The following is a 25266-nucleotide window of genomic DNA, read 5'->3' as shown; positions in this document are numbered from 1 at the left end:
CCCTTCGTCACGCACCGCGGCTCTCCGCCCCGCCATCGGACCGGCTGGCGGACCACCCGCCGGCTCGCCGTCCGATCGCCGAGGACCTGGCGGAGCCAGACCCGTCTAGCTCCTTGCTCGCCGCCGGTGGGCCCGTGCTGCGGTCAAATATTACGTATTCAGCTCAATTGTGTCGGGTGCCACTGGGAAGCAGTTACGAGTCCTTAATCACAATTAGCATTCCTGCGTCCGGTCCCGCTGCCTACGCGAGTAGTTGGGAACATGCCCTATTACGGCCAAGTTCCACCGGGATACCGGGCTCCATGGCCGTACCGGGTCCCACCTCTCGGTCTGGACCTCATCGGCGGACCAAGTAGCAAGAGCCCTGTTCCCGCCAAAAAGACGAGTACTACGTACTCGGTTGTACCCCTCTAGCAGGCTTTTAGGCTCGTCTTGCCCGGGCATGGTCTCCCTTGCGAATGAAATTGAAATGTAAGGATTCCGCCGGACGCGCCTCTTGAAAGCGTCCCGAGAGCAAATTTGCGCTGTTTAGCAATTCTGGCGCGACGGCGCCGACTAATCCTCCAGAAATCATGAAGTGGTGAGGCTTGTGTCTATTCCCAGTCAATTTCCAATCTCTCAATCAGAACCCGGTACCTGGTCGCCGACTGCATCCGTCAGCGTAGTCATACCCACTTTGAATGAGGCAAAGAACCTGCCGTGGGTCCTCCGTCGCATGCCCTCGTACGTGGATGAGGTGGTCATCGTGGACGGGCGTTCGACCGATCACACTGTCGCCGTTGCCAAGGCTCTCCGCAGTGACGTCGTCGTGGTGGCCGAGCCCCGGAAGGGGAAAGGTGTTGCCGTCCGTGCGGGTCTGTCCGCCGCGTCGGGCGACATCATCGTCATGCTCGACGCTGACGGCAGTATGGACCCCCGCGAGATTGGGTGGTTCGTTTCCCCTCTTCAGCATGACTACGACTTCGTCAAAGGCTCGCGCTACGTCACCGGCGGCGGTTCCGAGGACATCACCTTGCTGCGGAGCGCCGGCAACCTCGCGCTGACGGCGTTGGCGAATGCCGTGCTCCGCAGCAACTACTCAGATCTTTGCTACGGGTACATCGCCATGCGGAGGGAATGCCTGGATGTTCTCCAGCTGGAATCCGACGGCTTTGAAATCGAGACAGAGCTGATTGTTCGGGCTGCCAGGGCGGGCCTGCGTATCGCCGAGGTTCCGAGTATCGAACTTGACCGGATATCGGGAAATTCGAACCTGCAGACGTTCCGCGACGGGTGGCGCGTCCTTCGCACGCTCGCGCGGGAGTGCGCCACGTGGGAGGCGCCCACGGCAGGGTCCCGCCCCGAGGCCCTTCGAAGGCTCAAGTACGCCTACCCGGACGTCCGCTTCCCGCGGACGCCCACGGACCCGCAAAGCATTCTGGCGGCGGCGGGAGGAATCTGACATGACCACTGCAATAGAACCCTCCAACGCTTCGGTAGTCATTTGCTCTTATACGGAGGACCGCTGGGATTTGTTGATGAACGTCCTGGACTCGGTAGCCGCGCAGACACTGGTCCCTCAACAGGTGATCCTGGTGGTCGATCACAATGTCGACCTCTACAAGCGCCTCGTTGCCACTGTCACGGATGTGATGCTCGTGGAGAACAGTGGGCCGCGAGGTCTGTCCGGAGCCCGCAACACCGGGGTAGGCCTGGTGGCGTCCGACATCGTGGCCTTCCTGGACGACGACGCCGTAGCGGCACCAACGTGGCTGGAGCGGCTGACAGCGCTCTACGCTGACCCGGATGTGCTCGCCGTGGGCGGGCGTGTTGAACCGGTGTGGGAAACGGGCCGCCCGGCCCATTTCGGCCAAGAGCTTGACTGGATTGTCGGGTGCAGCTATCGCGGTATGCCCAAGGTCGCTACCGAGGTGCGAAACATCATCGGGGCAAACATGTCCTTCCGCGCTGAAGTCATTCGCCAGGTCGGCGGATTCAATGTCGCACTCGGACGTCAGGGCACCAAGCCGGTGGGTTGCGAAGAGACCGAGATCTGCATCCGCTCCGTCATGGGGTCACCGGGGTCGCGGGTGGTCTACGAGCCGGCGGCCTTGGTCCACCACCACGTGCCGGCTCAGCGGGCAACTCTCAGATACATGCTGGCTCGCTCCTGGTCTGAGGGCACGTCCAAAGCCCAGATGAGCCATGTGGTGGGTCACAAGCGTGCTTTGGGCTCTGAGCGGCGGTACGTCCGCAACATCCTGCCGCGCGCGGTATTTGGAGGAGTGCGCGACTGGAGCCGCGGCACGGAGCCTGGGGGCCTCGCGCGGGCGGCAACCGTCCTGGCCGTGCTGGCGTGCACAGCTGCCGGCTACGTCCGCGGGCGGCAACTCGCCGCCGGCTCGGAACCGCAGCGCGCCATCTCGCGCACCGGACACGCCGAAGACTCTGCCATGGTCGGGGTAGGGCAATGAGCGGGCACCTTACAGAGGCGACGCAGGGAATCGAGGGGACTGACCTTCACCTCGTCCCGGCCATGGAAAGCCAAAATCCTCCGGACTGGCCGGGGGCGCGATGGGTGGGTTCCGTCGACTTGTTGAGCCTGCAACAGCATTCCCAACTTGTGCTGTTGGAATCTGACGGGTACGAGCGTGCCAGGTTGCTCTTACGCCAGGGTTCCCTTGTGCATGGCTTTGTCGACGTCGATGCCCCAGGCGGCCGAGTCGAACGCGGTGCGCTCGAGACCGCGGTGGGGCATCTGCCACAAGCACCCGCTGCCCCGGCTGCGGTGTCCACACCGTCAATCACCGTCGTCGTTTGCACCAGGGACCGGGACTCGTTGCTCCGGGCCTCTCTTGCCGGCATTCTGCGCCTCGATTACCCGAATTTCGACGTAGTAGTGGTGGACAACGCGGCCCGGACGACGGCCACACGGGACATGGTGCGCGAAGAGTTTCCGGATCCGCGGGTCCGGCTTATCGAAGAACCCATTCCAGGGCTCTCCCAGGCACGCAACACGGGGCTGCGCCACGCACACGGAGATATCGTGGCTTTCACGGACGATGACACCTCGGTGGACGGGGCCTGGCTCATGGAAATCGCGGCCGGCTTCGAACGCGCCCCGAATGCTGCGTGCGTTTCCGGGCTCGTAGCCAGCGGCGAGCTGCGCTCGGAAACCCAGGCGTACTTCGACGGGCGCGTCAGCTGGGCGGACAACGTCGAGCCCAGAGTATTCTCGCTCGCCGAACCTCCCGCCGATCTGCCGATGTTCCCATTCACGGTAGGCGCCTTCGGTACCGGAGCGAACTTCGCACTTGATCGCCGCACAGCGCTAAGCCTGGGCGGCTTTGACACGGCCTTCGGCGCCGGCACCCGCACGGGAGGCGGAGAAGACATCGACATGTTTACGCGGGTGCTGCTTGAGGGGCACTCACTGGTGGTGCAACCCTCCGCCATCGTCTGGCACCGCCATCGGGACGATTTTGCGGAGCTGCGCAGCCAGGCCCAGGCGTACGGCAACGGCCTCGGGGCCTGGATCACGAAAATTCTCCTGAACCCCCGGACTGCCCGCATGGCCCTCGCCCGCAGCCCGCACGCGCTCCGGCGGCTATTCTCGTTGGGTCAGCCCGCGGAGGGACAGGCCGTCCAGACGGAAAAAAGGGGTGACGGCAACGACCGCAAGATCGCCGAGCTCGGCCGCCTCGAACTTCTCGCGGTCGCTGCTGGCCCGCTGAATTACTTTCGTCAGCGCGCAGCCGGCGAGGGCGTGATTAAGTGAATGAGTTTAGTTCTCCGTCTCCAGGGAGCGGGTTCGACACTGTGCACGGTGAGAGGACGGCTGGATCATGAGCCAGGCGCAGAGCGAGGCAAGACCAAAAGCAGAGCAGCAGGGGGCATCAGATCTGTTTGGTCGAGGCATGCTGTACGTGCTCGGCCTGGCTCTGCAGTTCGTGGTGTCGGCCCTTATTTCGCCTGTTCTGGCGCATCTGCTGCCAGTAGCGGAGTTCGGGGCCTTGGCTACGGGGATTACGCTCCATCAGATCATTGTGGTTTTTGCAATGGTCGGAATGGATCAGGCACTGTTGCTGCAACGTATGGAGGATCGAAATTCGAAGGCCGCCCGGGGATTGATCGCGGTGAGCATAGCGATCGCCGTGATCGTTACCATTTTATTCCTCATAACCGCCCCCGCCTGGCGGATGGCACTAGGACTCGGTGACTACGCCGAGCTCCTCAACGTGATCATTCTCTGGACCGCGCCAACGGTTGCGGTCCAAGCGATGCTTGCTTTCTTGCTGAGCGAAGACCGAATACAACACTTCTTCATCATCAGCGTCCTTGCCACGGTCGGCGGGCAACTTCTTGGCCTCATCCTGCTGTTAACGGTGAGCAAAGACGCTTCGACTTTCGCGCTGGGAACGGTGGGCAGCCAATTTGTTGCTATGGCACTGGCCATAGTGTTTACAGGACCGAGGACCCGCGGGCTCGTCAACTGGCCGGTCACTAAACGTGCAATAAGACTGGGTCTGCCTCTCACCGCGGCAAGTATTGCCCTTTTCCAGCTCAACGCCGGCGACCGACTTGTCATTCAGGTGATCCTGGGGCCCGAGGAGGTGGGCCGGTATCAAGCTGCTTATGTCATGGGGTCGATTGCCCTTCTCCTCCTTTCCTTTACAAGCGGTGCGTGGACGCCAATCTTTGCTGCCATGAGCGACCATTCCGCACGGTGGGCTGCTGCGACGCATTCGAGGGATGCTCTGTACCGGCTCCTCCTGCCAGCGACCGCGGGCATGACCATGGCTGCGCCCCTGGCCCTTCAAGTGCTCTTGCCAGCCAGTTTCCGCCCGGAGGAGCTCACGATTGTTGTGTTCCTGGTCTGCCTCGCAGCTTTCCCAGTCGCCTCTGGCTGTACTTCTGGCCGGCTGCTGGTGATCTTGCGCCGCGGTAAGACGATAGGTCTGCTGACCAGCATCGCCGCCGTCGCGAGTCTGTTGCTAAATTTTGTCCTCGTCCCGCTCTGGGGAATCGTCGGAGCAGCTGCGGCGACCGTGTTGACGTATGCCCTCCTGGCGGCCCTCCAAAGGATGGTCCTTCCGGCAGAGCCGGTTTGGCGGAAGGTGCCGGCACGGCTCACCGCCGCAATTTTTGTCGTGGTCTCCGCCTGCGCCGTTTCGATCTTCCTTCCCCAAACGCTGGAGTGTAACCTGACGCGTGCGGTCATCGCGCTCGGTTGCCTGCCGTGGCTTATTGCAGAGGGCAAGCGTGCGCGCATGTCCATGCAGGAGGTTTAGCCTCATGAATTCATCGTTAGTAGACAACATGCTCGCCCGCACGCCCGTGTCGCCCGTGGTCAGGGCTTCGTCAGCCTATGACCGATTGCTCGCGCTCTGTGGGGTCTTGGCTGCCGGCCTGATCATGGCGAATCTTAGCCACCCGGCTCTTGCCGTGTTCGAATTTGCCGTCTGGATGATTTTGCCGGGCTGGGCCGTTGTGCGCTGGCTTCCTGTCGCGGACCCCTTCGCGCGCATGGTCTGGACAGGAACGACGAGCGCTGTGCTGGCCGCGGTCGCCGGCCTCGTCATGGCCTGGACCGGCAATTGGCATCCGCAACCGGTGGCCGCCGGCCTGCTCCTGGCAGCATCCGCGGCGGTCGTCTTCACCCGCGGAAGGGCAGAATTTCATTCCGCTCCTGCTCGTTGGTGGCTGAGCAGGCTGACCGAGCGCAGCTTCACCGGGTTCCTTCCGTGGCTGATCCTGGGGGCCGCCACCCTTCTCTGGGGCGTCGCGCTGGCGATGACCAACACTGGCCCTCTGGACGACTTCGGCCTACTGACCAAGCTTCCCGCAATCTGGTACGCGGCAGTGGCCATCGTTTTCGGCCTCTGCATTTGGGGTCTGGTGGCAAAAGCGATCACCCCGTCGTGGATCATGGGCTCCTCGCTTACGGCGCTCGTCATCATGCTCTACGGGTCGGCAAGCTTGCTTTCAAGCGTTCCCCGACTGGCATGGACCTACAAGCACATTGCCGTCACAGACTTCATCAGCGCCGCCGGCCGGGTTGATCCTTCACTCGACATCTACAACCGGTGGCCGGGCTTCTTCTCCGCCAGCGCTTTTCTCGGTCAAGCCTTCGGGTATCCCGATGCCCTCGCCTACGCCTCGTGGAGCGAGACCGCATCCGCGCTGGTTGATGTCTTTATAGTGGTTGCCATCGCCCGTGCGCTCTCCATCAATCCCCGGGTCTATTGGACCGCCGGGCTGGTATTCGCCCTGAGCAACTGGGTTGGACAGAACTATTACTCCCCGCAGACCTTCGCCTATACCCTGTACCTGACCATGTGCCTCACGATGCTCACATTCCTTCGCGGCTCACCCATCAAGGTAGTGGGTGCGCTCGAACGGTGGTGGACGCGACGTGGCCGAGTCGTGGAGCCGTCTGGCGACCCCACCCCCCGGCCCCTGCGAATCGCGGCCATCATCGCGGTTCTCGTTCTGCAAGCAGTTATTGCGGCAAGCCATCAACTCACACCGTACCTGGCCGTCCTCGGTCTTCTTCCTCTCTTTGTGCTCGGATTCTTCAGGCCCAAGTGGGTCGGTCCGGCCCTCCTGGGGATTGCGATCATCTACCTGCTGCCGAACTGGGACTACGTCGGCAATAGGTTCGGCTTCTTCAACGGGTCCGACGCGGTCGCCAATGCCACCAACAGGCCGGCTGATGCTGTGCCGAGTACCCCACCAGAACGATGGCAAGAGATCGGATTGATGGTGCTCTCCGCCCTGACGGGCATTCTCGCCAGCTTGGGCTTCATCCGTAATTTGCTCAACGGCCAGGTGCGGACGACATTACTGGTCGGCTGGTTGGCGATCGCCCCCGGATTTGTACTTTTCGTCCAGGCCTACGGAGGGGAAGCCATCCTTCGCGTCTACCTGTTTGCCCTGCCGTGGCTGGCCATTGGCGTGGGATGGTTCTTCTGGTCAGGCCGCCGCGTTTGGTCAGGTCGTCACGCCAATCGCCGGAGATCTGTCCCGGCAGTGATATCGCTTTCTGCCATGGCACTACTCTTCACATTCACCTACCTGCAGCCCGAACTGGACCACCGGGTTCCGGAAGGCGAAGTCAGTGCGGCCAAGTGGCTTGACGCTCACGTGCAGCCCGACGATCTGATAATGGGGATGCATCCGGCTCTATGGCAACGGTTTCCGTTTGCCATCGGCGCGAACTACTACAGTTACGTCGCGACCGGGATGGGCGCCGCTTCCGTGTCCGACCTGCTGGGGGCTGCACCGGATACATTCGGTGTCGCCGAAGTCAAGGAATTCGTAGCTGACTATTCTCCCAGCACGACCAAGACCTATATCATCTTCTCCGACAGCGAAGAGCAGAACGCGGTCCGCCTTGACGGGCTCGATGCTGCGGTGCTGCCCCGAGCCGAGCAACAGCTGGTCAGCGGAGGTGTGGAGAAGGTGCTGGACACTGGATCGGTTCGGGTCTATCGTCTAGTAACCCCTGGCGGGGAAGTGAGTTCGCTGAGTCCGTGACCAGGTCCTACAGGTCAGCGCTCCAAGGAATTTTCCAAGCTTGGTCCCAAGGGTTAGGGGCGAATGATGAATTTCAGAGCCAACGTACTGCGATCCTTAACGGCCATTGCGTCTGGAATTGTCATTTTGGCTGCCTCCTCGGGGGTGACGACTATGCCAACAGGCGACATTCCTGGATGGAGGCAGACTTATGCGCAAGACTTCAACACCCCGGCTGCCTTGGGCCGGATCGGTAGCGTCTATGGTCAAGAAATGCGAGGCTACTCGGGCCTGACGGACACCTCCGGCAACGGAACCTACAGTCCTGATCTTGTTTTGTCAGTTTCAGGGGGAAGACTCGATTATTTCCTTCATACCGCCGGAGGTAAGCCGCGAGTGGCTGCTGTCGTGCCGTTTGGCTATGACGGACAAAAGTACGGCAGATATTCCATCAGATTCCGCTCGGACTCTCTTCCAGGCTACAAGATTGCCTTTATGCTCTGGCCAACAAGCAATGATTGGAACGAGGGAGAAATTGATTGGCCGGAGGGTAATCTGAACGGCGCAATGCTTGCAACGTCAAGAATTAAGGGGTCCCTTGAAGGCGGAGTAATGGCGGTGGACCCGCCTATCCATAGCTACTCGCCGACGGACTCTTCTGGTTGGCACGTTGCGACAACCGAGTGGAGCCCTGGAAAGGTCAAGTGGTTCTGGGACGGTGAGTTGGTCAGCGAGACTACTTTGCCGTCCGGTGTGCCGGACACTACCTTCCGCTGGACCCTGCAAGCCGAGACTGAGGTCGGCGACGGCGCGACCTCGCCGTCCGACCAAATTGCGGGTCACCTTCAGATCGATTGGGCCGTTCAGTACGCCTACGCTCCGTGAGGCCAGCGCAGCGTATAGAACTAGCGCGCTGCCAAGCCATAACGCAGGTGGGAAGCGTTGGCTATTTTGTCTCGGGCCGGTGCATCGTCTCGGCCAGCAGCTCCACGAAGAGCTGGACCTGGGCCGTCCGTTTCTCATTGATCAGCAGGGCGAAAACATTCCGTGCCAGCCGGATCTCCGGCACATCGAGGACCACCACGCCGGCAGGCCGGTGCCGCAGGGCGAGGTCGGGGACCAGGGCGGCGCCGAGCCCGGCGGCGGCCATCTCAAGGCTCGCGTGGAAGTCATCGCTGTAGGCCACCACGCGGGGGTGCAGGTTGCAGCTCGCGAAGAGCCGTTCAATCACCGTGGCGTCGGACGTGCCGGGGTGGTGCATGATCCAGGGCATGTCCGATAGATGCGGCGCGGCGACCTTGGAATCCGTGCCGATGCCCCAGGCCGCCGGCAGCACCACGCGGAAGTCGTCGTCGCCGATCCACTGCCGGTCCACGGTGTGCGGCCAGGCGAGGCCGGACTGTCCCACCTGGTACACCAGGGCGACGTCGAGTTCGCCGCCGGTCCGCAGCCCCTGGATGGTCTGGGCCGGTTCCGCGACCGAGACCCGCAGGTCGATGCCGAGCTTCTTCCAGGCCGGGTTCCGCAGGATCGGCGGCAGCACATAGGTGGCGAGGCTCGGGAAGATGCCCAGCCGCAGCTCCTGGCTGGGACTTTCCTGCGCCCGGGAGGCGGCGGCCATCAGCGTCTCGATGTCCGTCAGGACCTTGGCGGCATGCCGGGTCATGACGACGGCGGCTTCGGTCGGCTGGATGCTGCGGGCCGCGCGCTGGAACAAGGTGACGCCGGTGTCGCGTTCCAGTGCCGACATTTGCTGGGAGACGGCCGAAGCCGTGTAGCCCAACCGGGTGGCGGCGGCCGCAAACGATCCAAGCCGGATCACTTCCACAAGGGTCCGGAGATGGACGGGGTTGATCAAGGGCTGCCCTTCGCCTGGTTGCGGGTCCACGGAGACGGGACCGGAATTCCCGCTTCATTGTGGCATACCCGGCCCTCCGGCGGCCGTGCCGGTCTGCGTGCTGATGTGTCTGCCGGAAGGTCCGCACGGAAAGTCTGCGCTGCGCGGCCGGGCCCATGCAGGAGAATCCGAGGAACCCAACTCGAGTGGCAGCTGACGGCGTCACTGGCGAGGGTCTGACAGCAGAACTGAAAAATCCCACATTCATACTCATCCGGCCGCCCGACGGCACCGAATTGCCCATAAGAGACTTCGGGCCAGACAACAGGAGCAGATCAGTGTCGCAAGCAGCAGGGATTCCGGCAGGCCGGCGCGTCGCCGTCATCGGCAGCGGAGTGGCGGGGCTGACCGCCGCGTACGTGCTGAACGGGCAGGACCGGGTAACGCTCTTCGAGGCCGACTCCCGGCTCGGCGGCCACGCCCACACCCACGATGTGCCGCAGCAGAACGGACCCACGCTGGGCGTGGACACCGGCTTCATCGTCCACAACGAACGGACGTATCCCACGCTCCTGCGCCTGTTCGCCGAGCTCGGCGTCGAAACCCAGGACTCCGAAATGAGCATGTCCGTCCGCTGCGACGGCTGCGGGCTGGAATACGCCGGCGCACGGGCCAAGGGGCGCGGGATCATTCCCCGGCCGTCCACCCTGCTGCGTGGCCGCTACCTGCGGATGCTGCTGGAAATCACCCGGTTCCACCGCCGGGCCCGCGCCCTGCTGGCCGAACCCGCCACAGGCACGGCAGTCGCCGGACACGAGCTCACCCTGGGGGAGTTCCTGGCCCAGGAGAAGTTCAGCAGCTATTTCATCTCGCACTTTATGACCCCCGTGGTCAGCGCCGTTTGGTCCTGCGACCCCACCACCGCGCTGGCCTACCCGGCCCGCTACCTGTTCACCTTCCTGGGCCACCACGGCCTGCTCGGCGTCAAGGGCTCCCCGCAATGGCGGACCGTCACCGGCGGCTCGCGCAGCTACGTCAACAAGGTCGCCGCGACCCTGCCGGACATCCGGCTCGCCAGCCCGGTCACCACGGTGCACCGGCACGCCGACGGCGTCGACGTCACGTCCGCGCTCGGTGCCGGGACCGTGCGCGAGACTTTTGACGCCGTCGTCATCGCCACCCACCCGGCGCAGGCCCTGCGCATGCTCACCGACGCCTCGGCGGCCGAGCGGGCCGCCCTTGGCGGCATGCCCTATTCGGTGAACCAGACGCTCTTCCACCGTGACGAGGCCGTGCTGCCGGCCAGCCCCAACGCCCAGGCCTCCTGGAACTACCGGCTGCCGTCCTGCGACGCCCGGCCGGACAAGGTCCTGGTCAGCTACGACATGACCCGGCTGCAACGGCTGGAGACCGTCGACGGCGGCCGGTACATCGTCAGCCTCGGCGAATCCGAGCTGATCGACGACTCCACGGTTCTGGACCGGATGGTCTACGAGCACCCGCAGTACACCCCGGAGTCGCTGGCGGCGCAGCAGCGGATCCTCGGACTCGGCGACGGGCGGCTGGCCTTCGCCGGCGCGTACCACGGCTGGGGATTCCACGAGGACGGCGCCCTGTCCGGCCTCAAGGCGGCCGCCCGGCTCGGCCGCGACTGGGGCCCGGTCAACAGCGACACTGTTAACATCGGCACGGTGGCCGTGGACCCGGACCTCGCGCCGCCCGCAGTCCAGCCGGCCGCAGTTCCGCCGGCCGCGGTGGAGGTGCCATGAGCGCGCCGGCCACCATCCATCCGGCCGGCCTCCACGGCGCGGCTATCTACCGCACTGCCATCGCCCATGTGCGGCGGACTCCGCTGCGCAACGCGTTTACCTACCGCAGCTACAGCTGGTATGTCGACGTCGACCATCTCCCGCAGCTGCCGCGCCTGCTGCGGCCGCTGGCGGGATTCCGGGTGGAGGACCACCTCGGTGATCCGGACGGCACCCTGCGCGGCAACGTGGAAAGCTACCTTGCCACCCAGGGGATAAAGCCCGACGGCGGGCGCATCACCATGCTTGCCAGCGCCCGGGTTTTCGGGCACGTGTTCAACCCGCTGAGCGTGTTCTGGTGCCATAGTGCCTCCGGTGAGTTGCGCTGCGTCGTCGCCGAGGTTCACAACACGTACGGGGAGCGGCACTGCTACCTCCTCGAAACCGACGCCACGGGCAGGGCGAGCGTCCCGAAGGCGTTCTACGTCTCGCCGTTCAACGACGTCGACGGCGAGTACCGCATGAAGCTCCCCGAACCAGGCGAACGGCTCGCCGTATCGATCGTCCTGGAACGGGAGGGACAGCAGCCCTTCATCGCCACCATGGACGGCGTCCGGCACCAAGCAAGCGTGCGGAACATCGTGTCCGCGGCGCTCGCCGTACCCGCGGCCCCGCTGCGTGTCGCGGCGCAGATCCGCTGGCAAGGCATCAAACTGTGGGCGCGCCGCCTGCCCATCATCAAAAAACCACACCACCCTTCACAGGAGGCAGTTCAGTGACAATGACCGAAGCGACCGGATCCGGTACGGGACGGGCACAGGGCACCACGCACAGCGGCGCAGTAAACGGCAGCGCAGTTGCCGGCAGCGCCGTCGACAGCGGGCTCGTCACCAGCAGGGTGCCCTACACCGTTCCCCAGCCTCCCGCCACCATCGACGCCGCCATCTGGCCCAGCATCGCCACGGTGCCCTCGAGCCTCAAGGCCCGTGTTGCCGGACGCGCGGCGGACGCCATCTTCAAGGCTGCCGTGCGCAGGCTGCCGCTGGAAGTCCGGTACCCGGATGGCACAGTATTGGGCAAAGCAGCACTGGGCACGGCTCCCTCCGACCAGGTACCCGCCGGCACCGCCCCTGGCGAGGCTGCCGCCGGCTATCCCGTCATGACCATCAACCGACCCGTTGCCTTCGCCACCCGCCTCGGCGACGGCGGCCTGATCGGCCTGGGCGAGTCCTTCATGGCCGGCGACTGGGACGCCGATGACCTCACCGCCGTCATGGAGGTGTTTGCCTCCCGCGTCGGCACGCTCGTTCCCGAGCCGCTGCAGAAGCTGCGCGGCCTGTACCTGCCGCGCCAGCCGCGCAGGGAACGGAACACGGAGAAGAACACCCGCTCCAACATCTCCCGGCACTACGACCTCTCCAACGAGCTCTTCGCCTCGTTCCTGGACAGCACCATGACGTACTCCAGCGCCCTCTTCCCGGAAAGCGGCGACGCCCTGCGGAACGTGGCCTGGGACGGGCTGGCCGCAGCGCAGCAGGCCAAGATTGACCGGCTGCTGGACAGGGCCGGCGTGAAGGAAGGCACCCGGGTCCTGGAAATCGGCACCGGCTGGGGAGAGCTTGCCCTGCGCGCCGCCGCCCGCGGCGCCACCGTCTACTCCGTGACGCTCTCCAGCGAGCAGCAGGAACTGGCCCGCCAGCGCGTGGCCGAGGCCGGCTACGCCGACGCCGTCACGATCGAGCTCAAGGACTACCGCGCCGTGGAGGGCGAGTACGACGCCGTCGTCTCGGTCGAAATGATCGAGGCCGTCGGCTTCGAATACTGGGCCACCTACTTCCAGACCATCGAGCGGGTCCTGGCTCCGGGCGGCAAGGTGGCCATCCAGGCCATCACGATCGCCCACGACCGGCTCATGGCCACCCGCACCAGCTACACCTGGGTGCACAAGTACATCTTCCCGGGCGGGGTCATTCCGTCCGTCCGCGCCATCGAGGACATCACGGCGAAGCAGACCGGACTGCGCGTCCGCGAACGCCTCGCCATGGGTGAGCATTACGCCCAGACGCTGCGGCTCTGGGAAGAGCGGTTCATGGCCCGCGAGAACGAGGTGGGGGCCATGGGCTTCGACGCGGTCTTCCAGCGGATGTGGCTGTTCTACCTCTGCTACTCCCGGGCCGGGTTTGAAACGGGCTACCTCGACGTGCAGCAGATCGTGCTTGACTCCGCCTCCTAGCCCCGGTGTTAGAACAATCACGAATCGCTTGAGGCGGGCACCACGGTGCCCGCCTCTTTCGTGTGCCCGGACACCAGATGTAGTGGCCGGCGCCACCAATCCGGGTCCCCGCGGCGGCGCGCGACACGCCGTCTGCGGTGCGACACGCGGGCGTGATTAATGTGGCTAACTACTCCACAGGGTGTGGATTTCGTCCGCCAAAATGGCGGAAATCCGGACATTTGGCGGGCCCCCTCCTGTGGATTAAAGGTGGGTTAAATGACATACTTGTAATACATCATCTTGGGGTCCACATGAGGCTCTTGCACTACATGTAGTATCGACATACAGTTCCAGCAGAGCATCAGCGCGGGACATCCGGAGCCGGGATTGCGCTCCACAGAAGACTTCAACAAAGGGGACAGGACCATGACCGTTACGGTTTACACGAAGCCGGCCTGCGTTCAGTGCAACGCGACCTACCGCGCGCTGGACAAGAAGGGCATCGCCTACCAGAGCGTCGACATTTCCCAGGACGCGGAAGCCCTTGAGCGCCTGAAGTCCCTGGGCTACATGCAGGCCCCCGTTGTCGTCACCGACCAGGACCACTGGTCAGGTTTCCGCCCGGACAAGATCGAAGAACTGGCGCAGGCTGCCGCCGTCGCTGTAGCCTGAAACGCCCTGTCGCCTGAAAGCCCAGGACGCCGCTACCAGGGAAGAATTCACGGTAGATGAGGTGACCACCGTGGCTGTAACAACTGAAGATCGGGTGGCTGCCACGGCTGACGGCGGGGAAGCGGTCAGCACGGCAGCACCGGCCACCACCACGCACTGCCGGCTCATCTACTTTTCCTCCACCTCCGAAAACACCGCACGCTTCGTTGCGAAGCTGGGCGTCGACGCCGCCAGGATCCCCCTTTACCCGAGGGACGCTCCGCTGGTGGCCCGGGAGCCCTACGTTTTGTTGCTCCCGACCTATGGGGGCACCGGGGGAGAGGGATCTGTTCCAAAGCAGGTCATCAGGTTTTTGAACGATCCGGGCAACCGGAAGCTGATCCGCGGAGTGATCGGCGCAGGAAACACCAATTTCGGGGACAACTACTGCATGGCAGGGGACATCATCGCCGCCAAGTGCAAGGTCCCGCACCTATATCGCTTCGAACTCATGGGGACGCCGGAAGACGTCAACCGCGTACAACAAGGATTGGAAGAGTTTTGGACACGACTGTCGCAGACAAAGCAGTAACTGAAGGCGCAGGCCTGCACACGGGCACCGGCACCGCCGCCGCCGCTGTTGAGAAGAAGCACGAGATGCCGGCCGCCTACAAGGGCCTGGGCTACCACGAGCTGAACGCCATGCTGAACCTCTACGGCCCCAACGGGGAAATCCAGTTCGAGGCCGACCGCGAGGCCGCGCACCAGTACTTCCTGCAGCACGTGAACAACAACACCGTGTTCTTCCACGACCTCGAGGAAAAGCTCGACTACCTCGTCAAGAACGAGTACTACGAGCGCGAAACCCTCGACCAGTACACGATGAACTTCATCCGCGAGCTCTACAACCGCGCATACAAGAAGAAGTTCCGCTTCGAGACCTTCCTCGGCGCGTTCAAGTTCTACACCTCCTACACGCTGAAGACGTTCGACGGAAAGCGCTTCCTGGAGCGCTACGAGGACCGCGTCTGCATGGTGGCCCTGCACCTGGCCCGCGGCGACGAGAAGCTCGCCACCCAGATGGTGGACGAGATCATCGAAGGCCGCTTCCAGCCGGCCACCCCGACGTTCCTGAATGCCGGCAAGCGCCAGCGCGGCGAGCTGGTCTCCTGCTTCCTGCTCCGCATCGAAGACAACATGGAATCGATCGGCCGGTCCATCAACTCCGCCCTGCAGCTCTCCAAGCGCGGCGGCGGCGTCGCCTTCGCGCTGACCAACATCCGCGAGGTCGGCGCGCCGATCAAGCAGATCGAGAACCAGTCCTCCGGTGTCATCCCCGTGATGAAGCTCCTCGAGGACAGCTTCTCCTACGCCAACCAGCTCGGTGCCCGCCAGGGTGCCGGTGCGGTGTACCTGCACGCGCACCACCCGGACATCTACCGCTTCCTGGACACCAAACGCGAGAACGCGGACGAGAAGATCCGCATCAAGACCCTCTCGCTCGGCGTCGTCATCCCGGACATCACCTTCGAGCTCGCCAAGCGGGACGAGGACATGTACCTGTTCTCCCCGTACGACGTCGAAAAGGTCTACGGCATGCCGTTCTCCGACGTCTCGGTCACCGAGAAGTACTACGAGATGGTGGACGATTCCCGGATCAAGAAGACCAAGATTAAGGCGCGCGAGTTCTTCCAGACCCTCGCTGAGATCCAGTTCGAATCCGGCTACCCGTACATCATGTTCGAGGACACCGTGAACCGGGAAAACCCGATCGACGGCAAGATCATCATGTCCAACCTGTGCTCGGAGATCCTCCAGGTCTCCCAGCCCACCACGTACCACGATGACCTGTCCTACGACCAGACCGGCAAGGACATCTCCTGCAACCTGGGTTCGCTGAACATCGCCAAGACCATGGACTCGCCGGACTTCGGCCTGACCATCGAGACGGCCATCCGGTCCCTCTCGGCCGTCTCGGACATGTCCAACATCACCTCGGTGCCCTCGATCGCCCGCGGCAACGACCAGAGCCACGCGATCGGCCTCGGCCAGATGAACCTGCACGGCTACCTGGCCCGCGAGCGGGTCCACTACGGTTCCGAAGAGGGCCTGGACTTCACCAACATCTACTTCTACTCGGTGGTGTTCCACGCGGTCCGCGCCTCCAACCTGCTGGCCATCCAGACCGGCCAGACCTTCGGCGGCTTCGAGAAGTCCAAGTACGCCTCCGGCGAGTTCTTCGACAAATACACCGAGCAGGAATGGGTCCCGCAGACCGAGAAGGTCGCCGAGCTGTTCAAGAACATCCACATCCCCACCCAGGATGACTGGCGCGAGCTGAAGGCCTCCGTCATGGAGCACGGCATATACAACCAGAACCTGCAGGCTGTGCCGCCCACCGGTTCGATCTCGTACATCAACAACTCCACCTCCTCGATCCACCCGGTGGCGTCCAAGATCGAGATCCGCAAGGAAGGCAAGCTGGGCCGCGTGTACTACCCGGCGCCGTACCTGACGAACGACAACCTGGAGTACTACCAGGACGCGTACGAGATCGGCTACGAGAAGGTCATCGACACGTACGCCGCCGCCACGCAGCACGTGGACCAGGGCCTGTCCCTGACGCTGTTCTTCAAGGACACCGCCACCACGCGCGATATCAACAAGGCCCAGATCTACGCCTGGAAGAAGGGCATCAAGACCATCTACTACATCCGTCTCCGCCAGCTCGCGCTGGAAGGGACCGAGGTGGAAAATTGTGTCTCGTGCATGCTTTGATCAACTGAAATCGGCTGATTTTGAGTGATCGGTTGAAATGATGGAAACGACGACGGCGACGGGCGGCTTGGTCTACGGCATCCGGCTTAGGCGGGAGGCCGAGTACCGTTATGTCGGTATCACGACTAAGACGGCCAGTCGTCGTTTCCATCAGCACCTGCGAGTGGCTGCTGAGGGCCGCAGGACGCCGTTCTACGATTGGCTTCGAAAACACGATCCGGCTGATCTGATCGCGGACGAGCTGGATTGGATTGAAGGTCTGCCTGAGCTGGGGCGGGCGGAGATCGAGTGGATCAGCTACCTGCGACGCGAAGGGGATCGTCTTCTGAACATTGCGGATGGCGGCCTGGGGCCGACCGGCGTCGTTTGGACCGAAGAACAGCGTGAAGCCGCCCGGTTGAGGTCAACGGGGCGAAAGGGGCTCAGCCGTTCAGGTGCCGATAACCCGTTTTACGGCGGCAAGCACAGCCTGGAGCAGCGGAAGAAGTGGGCGGAGGACCGCAAGGGAACTAACTCCGGACCGGAGAACCCGAACTTTGGGAAGTTCGGCCCGGAGCATCCAAGTTTTGGGCATTCGGTCGGTGACGAAACCCGCAAAGCACTTTCAGAAGCCAAGAAAGGTGCCGGCAACCCGAACTTTGGGAAGAAGGCCAGTGCCGAAACCCGTGCGAAAATGTCAGCCGTACGGAAGGGCCGTCCGATGCCTTCCAGCCAGCGAAACGCCCACACCAGACATCACACCAACAGAGGCATAGAGAAAGCCGACTGCAAGTATTGCGTCGAGGACTCAGCCAAACCAAGTCTCTCTTCAGAAAGCGAGTCGGAGTCATGACAGAAAAAGTAAAGCTTCTCAGCCACGTTGAAGCCATTAACTGGAACCGCATCCAGGACGACAAGGACGTGGATGTCTGGAACCGCCTGGTCAACAACTTCTGGCTGCCGGAGAAGGTGCCGCTGTCCAACGACGTGCAGTCGTGGGCGACGCTGACCCCGGACGAGCAGCAGCTCACCATGCGCGTGTTCACGGGCCTGACCTTGCTGGACACCATCCAGGGCACCGTCGGTGCCGTCTCGCTGATTCCGGACGCCCTCACCCCGCATGAAGAGGCTGTCTACACGAACATCGCGTTCATGGAGTCCGTGCACGCCAAGAGCTACTCCTCAATCTTCTCCACGCTGGCCTCCACCAAGGAGATCGACGAGGCGTTCCGCTGGTCCACCGAGAATGAGAACCTTCAGAAGAAGGCCCAGATCGTCATGGACTACTATCAGGGCGACGACCCCCTCAAGCGCAAGGTGGCCTCCACGCTGCTGGAGAGCTTCCTGTTCTACTCGGGCTTCTACCTGCCGATGTACTGGTCCTCGCGGGCCAAGCTGACGAACACGGCAGACCTGATCCGCCTGATCATCCGCGACGAGGCCGTGCACGGCTACTACATCGGCTACAAGTTCCAGAAGGGCCTGGAGAAGGTTTCCGAGGAGCGCCGGCAGGAAATCAAGGACTACACCTTCGAGCTGCTCTTCGAGCTGTACGAGAACGAGGTCCAGTACACGCACGACCTCTACGACTCCGTCGGCCTGGCCGAGGATGTCAAGAAGTTCCTGCATTACAACGCCAACAAGGCCCTGATGAACCTGGGCTACGAGGCCATGTTCCCGGCCTCCGTAACGGACGTGAACCCGGCGATCCTCTCGGCCCTGTCGCCCAACGCGGACGAGAACCACGACTTCTTCTCGGGTTCGGGTTCGTCTTATGTGATTGGCAAGGCTGTCAACACTGAGGATGACGACTGGGACTTCTAGTCTTCTTTTGTGAGATGTCGACCTAGTTTGAAGAATGGCACCCTATTTGGAAGAAACGCATCGTCTAGTTGGAAGTCTTCCAAATAGCTGTCACTAAAGCGGGCCTCGCACGGCAAATCGAGCAGGGCCCGCTTTGTGCGCTCTCAGCGGCTCTTGGCTTGTTGACGACTGCGCAGGGAGTCGGTTCCAGCGGACTTTTTGGAGTGCAGGCAGCGCATCGCTCGCTCCTGTTGTGCTCATTGAAACCTGGACGGCCCCGCACGCCATACGCGTGCGGGGCCATTTTTGCGGGACGCGACCCCAACATTTCCGCTTCATGGGCAAAGCTCACCCTTCAGGCGCTCACCGCTCAGGCCAGTGGCGCGCCGGTCCTACTCCGCCGTCCGTTACGGGCGGTCCTTCCCGTCCGGCTCGAGGAGGGCCTAATTGGCGGCGTCGCAAAGCCTCGATAGCCGGGCGGCGCTGGTGGAGTGTGACGGGTTTACCCTAGTTGCATGGAGAACCAGAGGGGCCCGTTGTATCTGGACGTCGCGGCGAAGGGCCTGTCCCTGGCGGGCGTTGTGATGATGGTTTTTGGGCATGGCGGTTGGTTCACCGTCGGTCTTTCCCTCGTGTTCATCGGCGTGCTGATTGGGGCATGTGCCGTGGTGGCCGTCCGTCGGGTGCGGTCGCCTGCCGGTCCCGCCCGCCCCACACTTTTCGGCTCGTGGGGCCGAAGGGGCGGCTCCTCAGACGAGGATACGGGCTCCTGAACCGCGGGGCGGATCGGCTGCTTGCGGCTTCGCGGAGCAGTATTGTGGCAAGCTAAGGGGCGCTGAATGGCGAAGGTACCGATTGTTTACAAGAGCACGCACCGGGTCAAGTTCTCCGAGCTCGACCCCTACAACCACGTGAGCACGGGGGAATACGCGACCTATTACGCAGATCACCGGATGGAGGGCCTGCGGGACTATGTCGGTTGGGATCTGGAAACGCTGGGCACATTGCCGTTCATGGTCTGGGTCCGGAGAATGGAGATCGACTTTCTGCGGCCTGCTCGGGGCGATCAGGAGATCACCATCATGTCGTTCGTGCGCGAGTTCCGCGGGCCCGATGCGCTTATCGAGTGCGCCATGGTCGATTCCGGCGGAACGAACGTGTCGCGCTGCGTCATGACCGTTGCCCACGTCGACAAGGAAACGAGTCGCGCGACGGACTGGCCGGCCGACGTCATGGCGCTGTTCTTCGAAAAAGAAGCCCCATGAGCGCTTCGGGTCGGTCTATGAACCGTTTATCGGTGACGAATGGTAACCACTCTCGGAACCAGGGACGAACAGGACCTTCGGTGACTACCTAGAGGCCGGAGTCGCGGGTCGCAGTTTTAACCGCTGGCAGAGATGTCGTTGACTTGCAGTTCGGCCGCAACCTCAAGGCGTGATCTGGGCGCCGGTCCACGGATTCGTGGGAGAGCTTGATGGGTTGATCGAGCTCCACCCGCACCCGCACGAGGATTCCTCGGTCCCTGGCTTTGAGCGGCATCGGAGGCTCCGAGTTCGGTGGGCTGGTAGAAGGACGCTCCCTGTGTCCGGCTCAGTGGGATAGGGCCGCGCCGTGCCCTTATTTGGCCAGCGCGAACTTCAACGATGCCATCCGGGCCTTGGGCTACGGTCGATCTGGCGCGACTGGAATGGATTGAGCCCAAACCCTGCGGCGGCCATCTGCCCGTGGGCTCTGGTTCGGCCTGTTGAAGTGTTCGTGGACCCTGACCTAAAGGTCCGGCCCGGCCGCCAGTGAGGCGGCCGGGCCGGGTCCGTCGGTCAGGTGTAGCTCAGGCTGACCAGCAGTGCTTTGAGTTGGGTGTATTGGGTTGTCGCCATCCAGGCTTTCGCGGCCTCCCTGTTCGGGAACCCCGGGTCGCCGAAAAGGACCCGGGTGAACAGTCCGCCGTTGGCAGTGGGGACGAGATTGCACCATGATGCGACGCCCTCGCCCCCCTTCAGCGACCGGGGATCAGTTAGCCCCATGAAGTAGGCATCGCCGTCACCAAAGGATTCCACAGCGAATCCGAAGACGGGCTTCCTGCCGTCCGGCGCCGTCATACCGGAAACTGCCTTGTGATCGAACACATGACGCGTCACGGGACCGCCAGTACACCCTGCAGTGACGCCGTTGGCCAGGAAGAGCAGATCGTTTCCCGCACCGTCAGCAACGATGACCTCAACGCCGGGGAGGCCGGCGGGCGGGTGCACGGTTCGCACGGTCCACGTCTCCGGATAGGCGAACGAGATGTGTCCGTCCGGGAACGTGAAGGTCTTCAGCGCGGCAGACCCGTGCTTGGCCGCTGAGGCGGGAACCTCCGACGCCGGTACCGCCCTGGCGGCAGGCACCGTCGGTCCTGCAGTGGAAGCAGGTGGGAAAGTTAACGTCGCCGTGCGGTCTGCCATGGTACTCACGGCAAGGCTCGAAGTGGCGGCCGGAGCCCCTGGCTGTGGCCCACAGCCGGCAAGGGCGAGGCCGATGGAAGAACCTGCGATGGTGACGGCAGTGAAGAGTCTGGCGCGATGTGAATGCATGGTGTAGCCCCCAATTCTTATGACGGCGGGCCGAATGTCCCGCTTGAAAGCAAAGTTTCCGGGACGCTGCCAGTAATTACAGCCAGGGCAAGTTATTTATGCCTTCCGATCGCCCACACGCCTCAGATGGCCGCCGCCTGCCTCCCCGCCGGCACCCGTGACAGGAAGTCCTCCACCACCGCGGCGAACTCGTCGGGCCGTTCGATCTGCGGCATGTGCCCCGTCTTCGAGAATGTGTACGACTCGGCGTGTGGCAACGCTGCCACTGCCGCCTCGAGGTGGCTGAACGGGAGGATGTGGTCGTGGTCACCCCAGACCACGAGCGTGGGAGTCTCCGATTGCGCCAACGCCCCGAGGAGGGCTCTCCGCCACCCGGCCCTGACGCCAAAGATGGTTCCGAGGTCGCGGGCGACGTCGAGGAGGGTTTGGCGGTGGGACGCCCGCTGCGACAAAGCGAACGCGTGGTCAATGCGGGCGTCGGTCACCAGTGCTTTGTCGTAGAAGATCGACTGGACGGTGCGGCGCGAAGCCACTGGATCCGGACGCAGCAGCAACGCCGCGAGCGGCCCGACCGCGAGCAGGCGCAATACCAGTGCAACCTCCTTGCCAAACCCGGCACTGTTCGCAAGAACCAGCGCCGAGACACGGTCCGGGTGTTCGGCGGCCAGTTTCATGGCGACGGCCCCGCCCAGCGAGTTTCCCATCACGGGGAGCGGCTCGTGCACCCCGACGGCGTCGAGGAAAGCCGGCAAGACGTCGGCCAGCTTCGCCAACGTCGCCGGCCCGGAAAGCCGTTCCGAGTAAGCAAATCCGGGCAGGTCCACGCTGTAAACGGCGTGGCGTGCCGAGAGCCGCTCGTGCTGCCCGTTCCAGTCCTCCAGGCTCTGGCCGATCCCGTGCAGGACCAGCACCGGGTCGCCGATGCCGGTCTTCCGGTAGCGCAACCGCGTGCCTGCGACGTCGACGTATCCCGTTCCCGGGAGCGCCAGGGGATCCCGGTGCACACATGGCGCCCCGCCGGACGCCCGCACCTGTTGTCCGCGCCGACCGAAACGGACCCGGTCGGTCAACCTGCCGGCCCTCAGGAGGGCAAAGTCTCGGAAGTAATTCTGGTGCAGCCGCCACGGTGAACCGGCACCCTGCCGCGGCAGCTGATCGGCCCCGCGGAAAATGTAGCCGGCCTTCAGGTCAATCAGGGAGGACAGCTCACCGTTGGCGACATCGGCAGGCGCCGCGGGCACCATCCAATGCAGTCCCCGCCGGTCAAGATGCTTCAGCAGCCGGCAGACGTAGCCTGCGACCAGATCCGCCTTCAGGGTCCACGATGCATTGGTGTACCCGATGGTGAGCGCAAAGTTGGGCACGCCGTCGAGCATCATGCCCTTGTAGGTCAGGGTCTTGCCCACGTCCACGGGCTCGCCGTCGACGGTGAGCGTCATCCCGCCAATCACCAGCAGATTCAATCCCGTCGCCGTGACGATGACGTCGGCCGGGATCGACCCGCCCGAGACCAGGTCAATCCCGTCCGGCGTGATCCGGGAGATCCTGTCGGTCACGATGTCGGCAGTGCCTGCGCTGATCGCGCGGTAGAGGTCCCCGTTGGGGATCGCGCAGACCCGCTGGTCCCACGGCTGATACGACGGCGCCAGGTGCGTGTCCACCGCAAAGCCCTGCGGCAGCTTGGCGACCGCCGACTTGCGCAGGATCGCTTTCATGGTCTCCGGCCGCCGTCGGCTGAGCTGGTACGTGAACATCGAAAAGAGAATATTCTTGACCCGAACGACGTCGTACGCCAGTTGCGCGGGCAGCTTGCCCCGGAGGCGGTCGGCCAGATGGTCGCGGGACGGCACGGGGGCGATGTACGTGGGGGAGCGCTGCAGCATCGTCACCTTCGCGGCTGACTTCGCCATGGACGGCACAAGTGTCACCGCGGTGGCCCCGCTGCCGATGATCACCACCTGCTTGCCCTCGTAATCGAGGTCGGCCGGCCAGTGCTGCGGGTGGACGATCGATCCGGCGAAGGTGTCGGCGCCCTCAATGGCAGGGGTAAACCCCTCGTCATAGCGGTAATAGCCCGAGCACACAGACAGGAAAGAGCATGTGAACGTGACCGCCTCGGCGGTGCCGGGTCCCGGGTCGCCGTGCCGGTATTCGCCCTCGGATGTGCGGACGGCCGTCACCGTCCACAGCGCGGTGTCGCTGGACCAGCCGGCAGAGACCACCCGGGTGTTCAGCCGGATCTGCGGAGACAGGCCCTCGTCCGCAATGGTCGCCTCGATGTAGTCGCGGATCGAATCGCCGTCGGCGATCGCCTTGACACCGGCCCAGGGCCGGAAGGAATAGCCGAGCGTGTACATGTCGCTGTCGGAGCGGACGCCCGGGTATCGGAAGAGATCCCAGGTGCCGCCCACCGTGCCCCGGGACTCCAGGATCGCGAAGGTCTTCCCTGGTGTTTCGCGTTTCAGCCGGCTCGCGAAACCTATGCCGCTCAGCCCGGCTCCGACAATCAACACATCCACGTGCGCGCTCATCACGCCAAGCTATCGACTTAAAGTCGAGAGAGTCAACACCGTGTTGATACCTCGCGTTAGGATGGGCGCATGGCTCCACGTGGAAGACGTACAGCACGGGTCTCGGGGGATGAACGCCAGGACGCGATCCTCACAACTGCCGAGGCGCTCCTTGGCGAGCGGTCCTTCGACGACGTTTCGATCGAGGAGCTGGCCCGCGGCGCCGGCATCTCGCGCCCCACCTTCTACTTCTACTTCTCGTCCAAGGATGAGATGCTGCTGGCCCTTCTGGACCGGGTGATCTCCGAGGTAGAGCACCGTGTCAGTGAGTTGCCGCGAAATTTCGAAAGTGACCCCGCGGGAGCCTGGACGCGCTCCATTGGCATGTTCGTTGAGGTGTTCGTGGCGCATCGCGGCGTCGCCACCGCGGCGATTGCAGCGCGGGCCCGCAACGACGAGGTGCGCGCCCTCTGGTCCAAATCGATGCAGTCCTGGGTCGATTTCTCGAGCGATGTCATCTCGTCGGAGCAAGCCCGAGGGGCCGCGCCGGACGGCATCGACGCCCATGACCTGGCCGTAAGCCTCAATCTCATGAACGAGCGGGTGATCACCGCCGTCCTCAACCGGGAGATTCCCGCGATCGCGGAGTCCCATGCCCTGGACGTGTTATCCACCATCTGGATCCGCAGTATCTATGGGTCCGTCAACCCCGGCCGTTCCTAGCGCCCGGGTGGAAAGGAAGAACCCGCATGCCCCACCAGATCAAGACCCTGACCGTGCTCGGCACCGGAGTGCTCGGTTCCCAGATCGCCTATCAGGCCGCCTTCCACGGATTCGCTGTCACCGCCTACGACGTCGACGGCGACGCCCTGGAGAAGGCCCGGGCGCGCTTCGCCCGGCTTGTCGGCATCTACCGGGCGGCCAACGTCGGCGGTGCCGGAGAGAGCAAAGCCGAGGCAGCTCTTGAAAACCTCCGCCTTACCTCCAACCTCGGGGACGCCGTCGCCGATGCAGACCTTGTGATCGAGGCCGTTCCTGAGCTGCTCGAGGTGAAGCGGGACGTCTACCGCACGCTCGCAGATCTGGCCCCCGCCAAGACCATCTTCGCCACGAACTCATCAACTTTGCTGCCCAGTGATCTCAAAGATTCCACCGGCCGCCCCGACCGCTTCCTCGCCATCCATTACGCCAACAACATCTGGGCGCAGAACATCGCCGAGGTGATGGGCACCGACGAAACCGATCCCGCCGTCTTCGACGCCGTCGTCGACTTCGCGCGAAACAGCGGGCTGGAGCCAATCGAGATCAGGAAGGAGAAGGCCGGCTACGTGCTGAACTCCCTGCTGGTCCCGCTCCTGAACGCGGCCGCCGGCCTGCTGCTGCAAGGCGTCGCCAGCCCGGAAACGATCGACAAGACGTGGCGCATTGCCACCGGAGCGCCGAGCGGTCCGTTCCAGATCTACGACGTCGTCGGGCTGGGAACCGCCTACAACATTGCCGCCTCATCGCCAGACCCCGGATCGCAGGCCTTCGCTCGGTACCTCAAGGACAACTACATCGACCAGGGCAAGCTCGGCGTCGAGACGGGCGAGGGTTTCTACACCTACTAAGTCTTCGCGTGGGCTGACGGACGGTGCTGGCGGACGGTGCTGACGAACGGTCTAGCGGAGGGGGA

Annotated in this window: 21 protein-coding genes; 18 read left to right on the top strand and 3 right to left on the bottom strand. The window is 63.6% G+C overall.

The genetic code is table 11. From position 1 onward, the window contains the following. The first annotated feature begins 577 nt into the window (after nucleotides 1–577). The 6 genes from AC1DN2_RS09355 to AC1DN2_RS09330 all read left to right on the top strand — a co-directional run bounded on the left by AC1DN2_RS09355 (nucleotide 578) and on the right by AC1DN2_RS09330 (nucleotide 8382). Nucleotides 578–1441, top strand: coding sequence for a glycosyltransferase family 2 protein (locus AC1DN2_RS09355; RefSeq protein ID WP_476850115.1), 864 nt, complete (start codon nucleotides 578–580; stop codon nucleotides 1439–1441). Between the two features lies 1 nt (nucleotide 1442). Further along, the gene (locus tag AC1DN2_RS09350) at nucleotides 1443–2453 is read left to right on the top strand and encodes a glycosyltransferase family 2 protein (protein WP_476850114.1); all 1011 of its coding nucleotides are present in this window, start codon (nucleotides 1443–1445) and stop codon (nucleotides 2451–2453) included. Nucleotides 2454–2767: 314 nt separating this feature from the next. After that, on the top strand, nucleotides 2768–3757 hold the full coding sequence (locus AC1DN2_RS09345; protein ID WP_476850113.1) for a glycosyltransferase family 2 protein: 990 nt from the start codon (nucleotides 2768–2770) through the stop codon (nucleotides 3755–3757). Nucleotides 3758–3824: 67 nt separating this feature from the next. Further along, the gene (locus AC1DN2_RS09340) at nucleotides 3825–5270 is read left to right on the top strand and encodes a lipopolysaccharide biosynthesis protein (protein WP_476850112.1); all 1446 of its coding nucleotides are present in this window, start codon (nucleotides 3825–3827) and stop codon (nucleotides 5268–5270) included. A gap of 4 nt (nucleotides 5271–5274) precedes the next feature. Continuing rightward, the gene (locus AC1DN2_RS09335; RefSeq protein ID WP_476850111.1) at nucleotides 5275–7518 is read left to right on the top strand and encodes a hypothetical protein; all 2244 of its coding nucleotides are present in this window, start codon (nucleotides 5275–5277) and stop codon (nucleotides 7516–7518) included. 63 nt (nucleotides 7519–7581) lie between these two features. Then, nucleotides 7582–8382 carry a glycoside hydrolase family 16 protein gene (locus AC1DN2_RS09330; RefSeq protein ID WP_476850110.1) on the top strand — a complete coding sequence of 267 codons (801 nt, stop codon included), beginning with the start codon at nucleotides 7582–7584 and terminating at the stop codon, nucleotides 8380–8382. A gap of 61 nt (nucleotides 8383–8443) precedes the next feature. Here the strand turns inward: AC1DN2_RS09330 and AC1DN2_RS09325 are convergent, their stop codons facing one another. Then, a complete protein-coding gene (locus tag AC1DN2_RS09325; RefSeq protein ID WP_476850109.1) occupies nucleotides 8444–9355 on the bottom strand; it encodes a LysR family transcriptional regulator in 912 nt (303 codons plus the stop codon). A 317-nt stretch (nucleotides 9356–9672) separates the two neighbouring features. Here AC1DN2_RS09325 and AC1DN2_RS09320 point away from each other — a divergent pair, with 317 nt between their 5' ends. The 10 genes from AC1DN2_RS09320 (at nucleotide 9673) to AC1DN2_RS09275 (ending at nucleotide 19773) form a co-directional block, all read left to right on the top strand. Next, nucleotides 9673–11103: an NAD(P)/FAD-dependent oxidoreductase gene (locus AC1DN2_RS09320; protein ID WP_476850108.1), complete on the top strand. Its 1431-nt coding sequence runs from the start codon at nucleotides 9673–9675 to the stop codon at nucleotides 11101–11103. After that, nucleotides 11100–11861: a DUF1365 domain-containing protein gene (locus AC1DN2_RS09315; protein WP_476850107.1), complete on the top strand. Its 762-nt coding sequence runs from the start codon at nucleotides 11100–11102 to the stop codon at nucleotides 11859–11861. Before AC1DN2_RS09320 ends, AC1DN2_RS09315 begins: the two co-directional genes overlap by 4 nt. After that, nucleotides 11858–13315: a class I SAM-dependent methyltransferase gene (locus AC1DN2_RS09310; protein WP_476850106.1), complete on the top strand. Its 1458-nt coding sequence runs from the start codon at nucleotides 11858–11860 to the stop codon at nucleotides 13313–13315. Before AC1DN2_RS09315 ends, AC1DN2_RS09310 begins: the two co-directional genes overlap by 4 nt. A 408-nt stretch (nucleotides 13316–13723) precedes the next feature. After that, nucleotides 13724–13969 carry a glutaredoxin-like protein NrdH gene (gene nrdH / locus AC1DN2_RS09305; protein WP_018773329.1) on the top strand — a complete coding sequence of 82 codons (246 nt, stop codon included), beginning with the start codon at nucleotides 13724–13726 and terminating at the stop codon, nucleotides 13967–13969. A 166-nt stretch (nucleotides 13970–14135) separates the two neighbouring features. Next, a complete protein-coding gene (gene nrdI, locus AC1DN2_RS09300) occupies nucleotides 14136–14540 on the top strand; it encodes a class Ib ribonucleoside-diphosphate reductase assembly flavoprotein NrdI (RefSeq protein WP_223916943.1) in 405 nt (134 codons plus the stop codon). Between the two features lie 65 nt (nucleotides 14541–14605). Beyond that, on the top strand, nucleotides 14606–16726 hold the full coding sequence (gene nrdE / locus AC1DN2_RS09295; RefSeq protein WP_476850156.1) for a class 1b ribonucleoside-diphosphate reductase subunit alpha: 2121 nt from the start codon (nucleotides 14606–14608) through the stop codon (nucleotides 16724–16726). A gap of 37 nt (nucleotides 16727–16763) precedes the next feature. After that, nucleotides 16764–17558, top strand: a complete 795-nt coding sequence (locus AC1DN2_RS09290; protein WP_476850105.1) for an NUMOD3 domain-containing DNA-binding protein — start codon at nucleotides 16764–16766, stop codon at nucleotides 17556–17558. After that, nucleotides 17555–18529, top strand: coding sequence for a class 1b ribonucleoside-diphosphate reductase subunit beta (gene nrdF / locus AC1DN2_RS09285; protein ID WP_223916933.1), 975 nt, complete (start codon nucleotides 17555–17557; stop codon nucleotides 18527–18529). Before AC1DN2_RS09290 ends, nrdF begins: the two co-directional genes overlap by 4 nt. Before the next feature lie 494 nt (nucleotides 18530–19023). Next, nucleotides 19024–19281 (top strand): hypothetical protein, encoded by a 258-nt coding sequence (locus AC1DN2_RS09280; protein WP_476850104.1) that lies wholly within the window; start codon nucleotides 19024–19026, stop codon nucleotides 19279–19281. 66 nt (nucleotides 19282–19347) lie between these two features. Next, the gene (locus AC1DN2_RS09275) at nucleotides 19348–19773 is read left to right on the top strand and encodes an acyl-CoA thioesterase (protein ID WP_476850103.1); all 426 of its coding nucleotides are present in this window, start codon (nucleotides 19348–19350) and stop codon (nucleotides 19771–19773) included. A gap of 552 nt (nucleotides 19774–20325) precedes the next feature. On the opposite strand, the gene AC1DN2_RS09270 is transcribed toward AC1DN2_RS09275, so the two are convergent. Both AC1DN2_RS09270 and AC1DN2_RS09265 read right to left on the bottom strand, forming a co-directional pair. Beyond that, on the bottom strand, nucleotides 20326–20895 hold the full coding sequence (locus AC1DN2_RS09270; protein ID WP_476850102.1) for a hypothetical protein: 570 nt from the start codon (nucleotides 20893–20895) through the stop codon (nucleotides 20326–20328). A gap of 308 nt (nucleotides 20896–21203) precedes the next feature. Further along, entirely contained in the window at nucleotides 21204–23612 is a 2409-nt protein-coding gene (locus tag AC1DN2_RS09265; protein WP_476850101.1) for an alpha/beta fold hydrolase, read from the bottom strand. A 69-nt stretch (nucleotides 23613–23681) separates the two neighbouring features. Here AC1DN2_RS09265 and AC1DN2_RS09260 point away from each other — a divergent pair, with 69 nt between their 5' ends. Together AC1DN2_RS09260 and AC1DN2_RS09255 are read left to right on the top strand one after the other, a co-directional pair. Then, complete coding sequence (locus AC1DN2_RS09260) at nucleotides 23682–24314, top strand: TetR/AcrR family transcriptional regulator (RefSeq protein WP_476850100.1); 633 nt, start codon at nucleotides 23682–23684, stop codon at nucleotides 24312–24314. 26 nt (nucleotides 24315–24340) lie between these two features. Beyond that, nucleotides 24341–25201: a 3-hydroxyacyl-CoA dehydrogenase gene (locus AC1DN2_RS09255; protein ID WP_476850099.1), complete on the top strand. Its 861-nt coding sequence runs from the start codon at nucleotides 24341–24343 to the stop codon at nucleotides 25199–25201. The last annotated feature ends 65 nt before the right edge of the window (nucleotides 25202–25266 follow it).

It is taken from the genome of Arthrobacter sp. 01L42, assembly GCF_056400005.1.
This window is presented reverse-complemented; position numbering and strand designations above follow the sequence as displayed.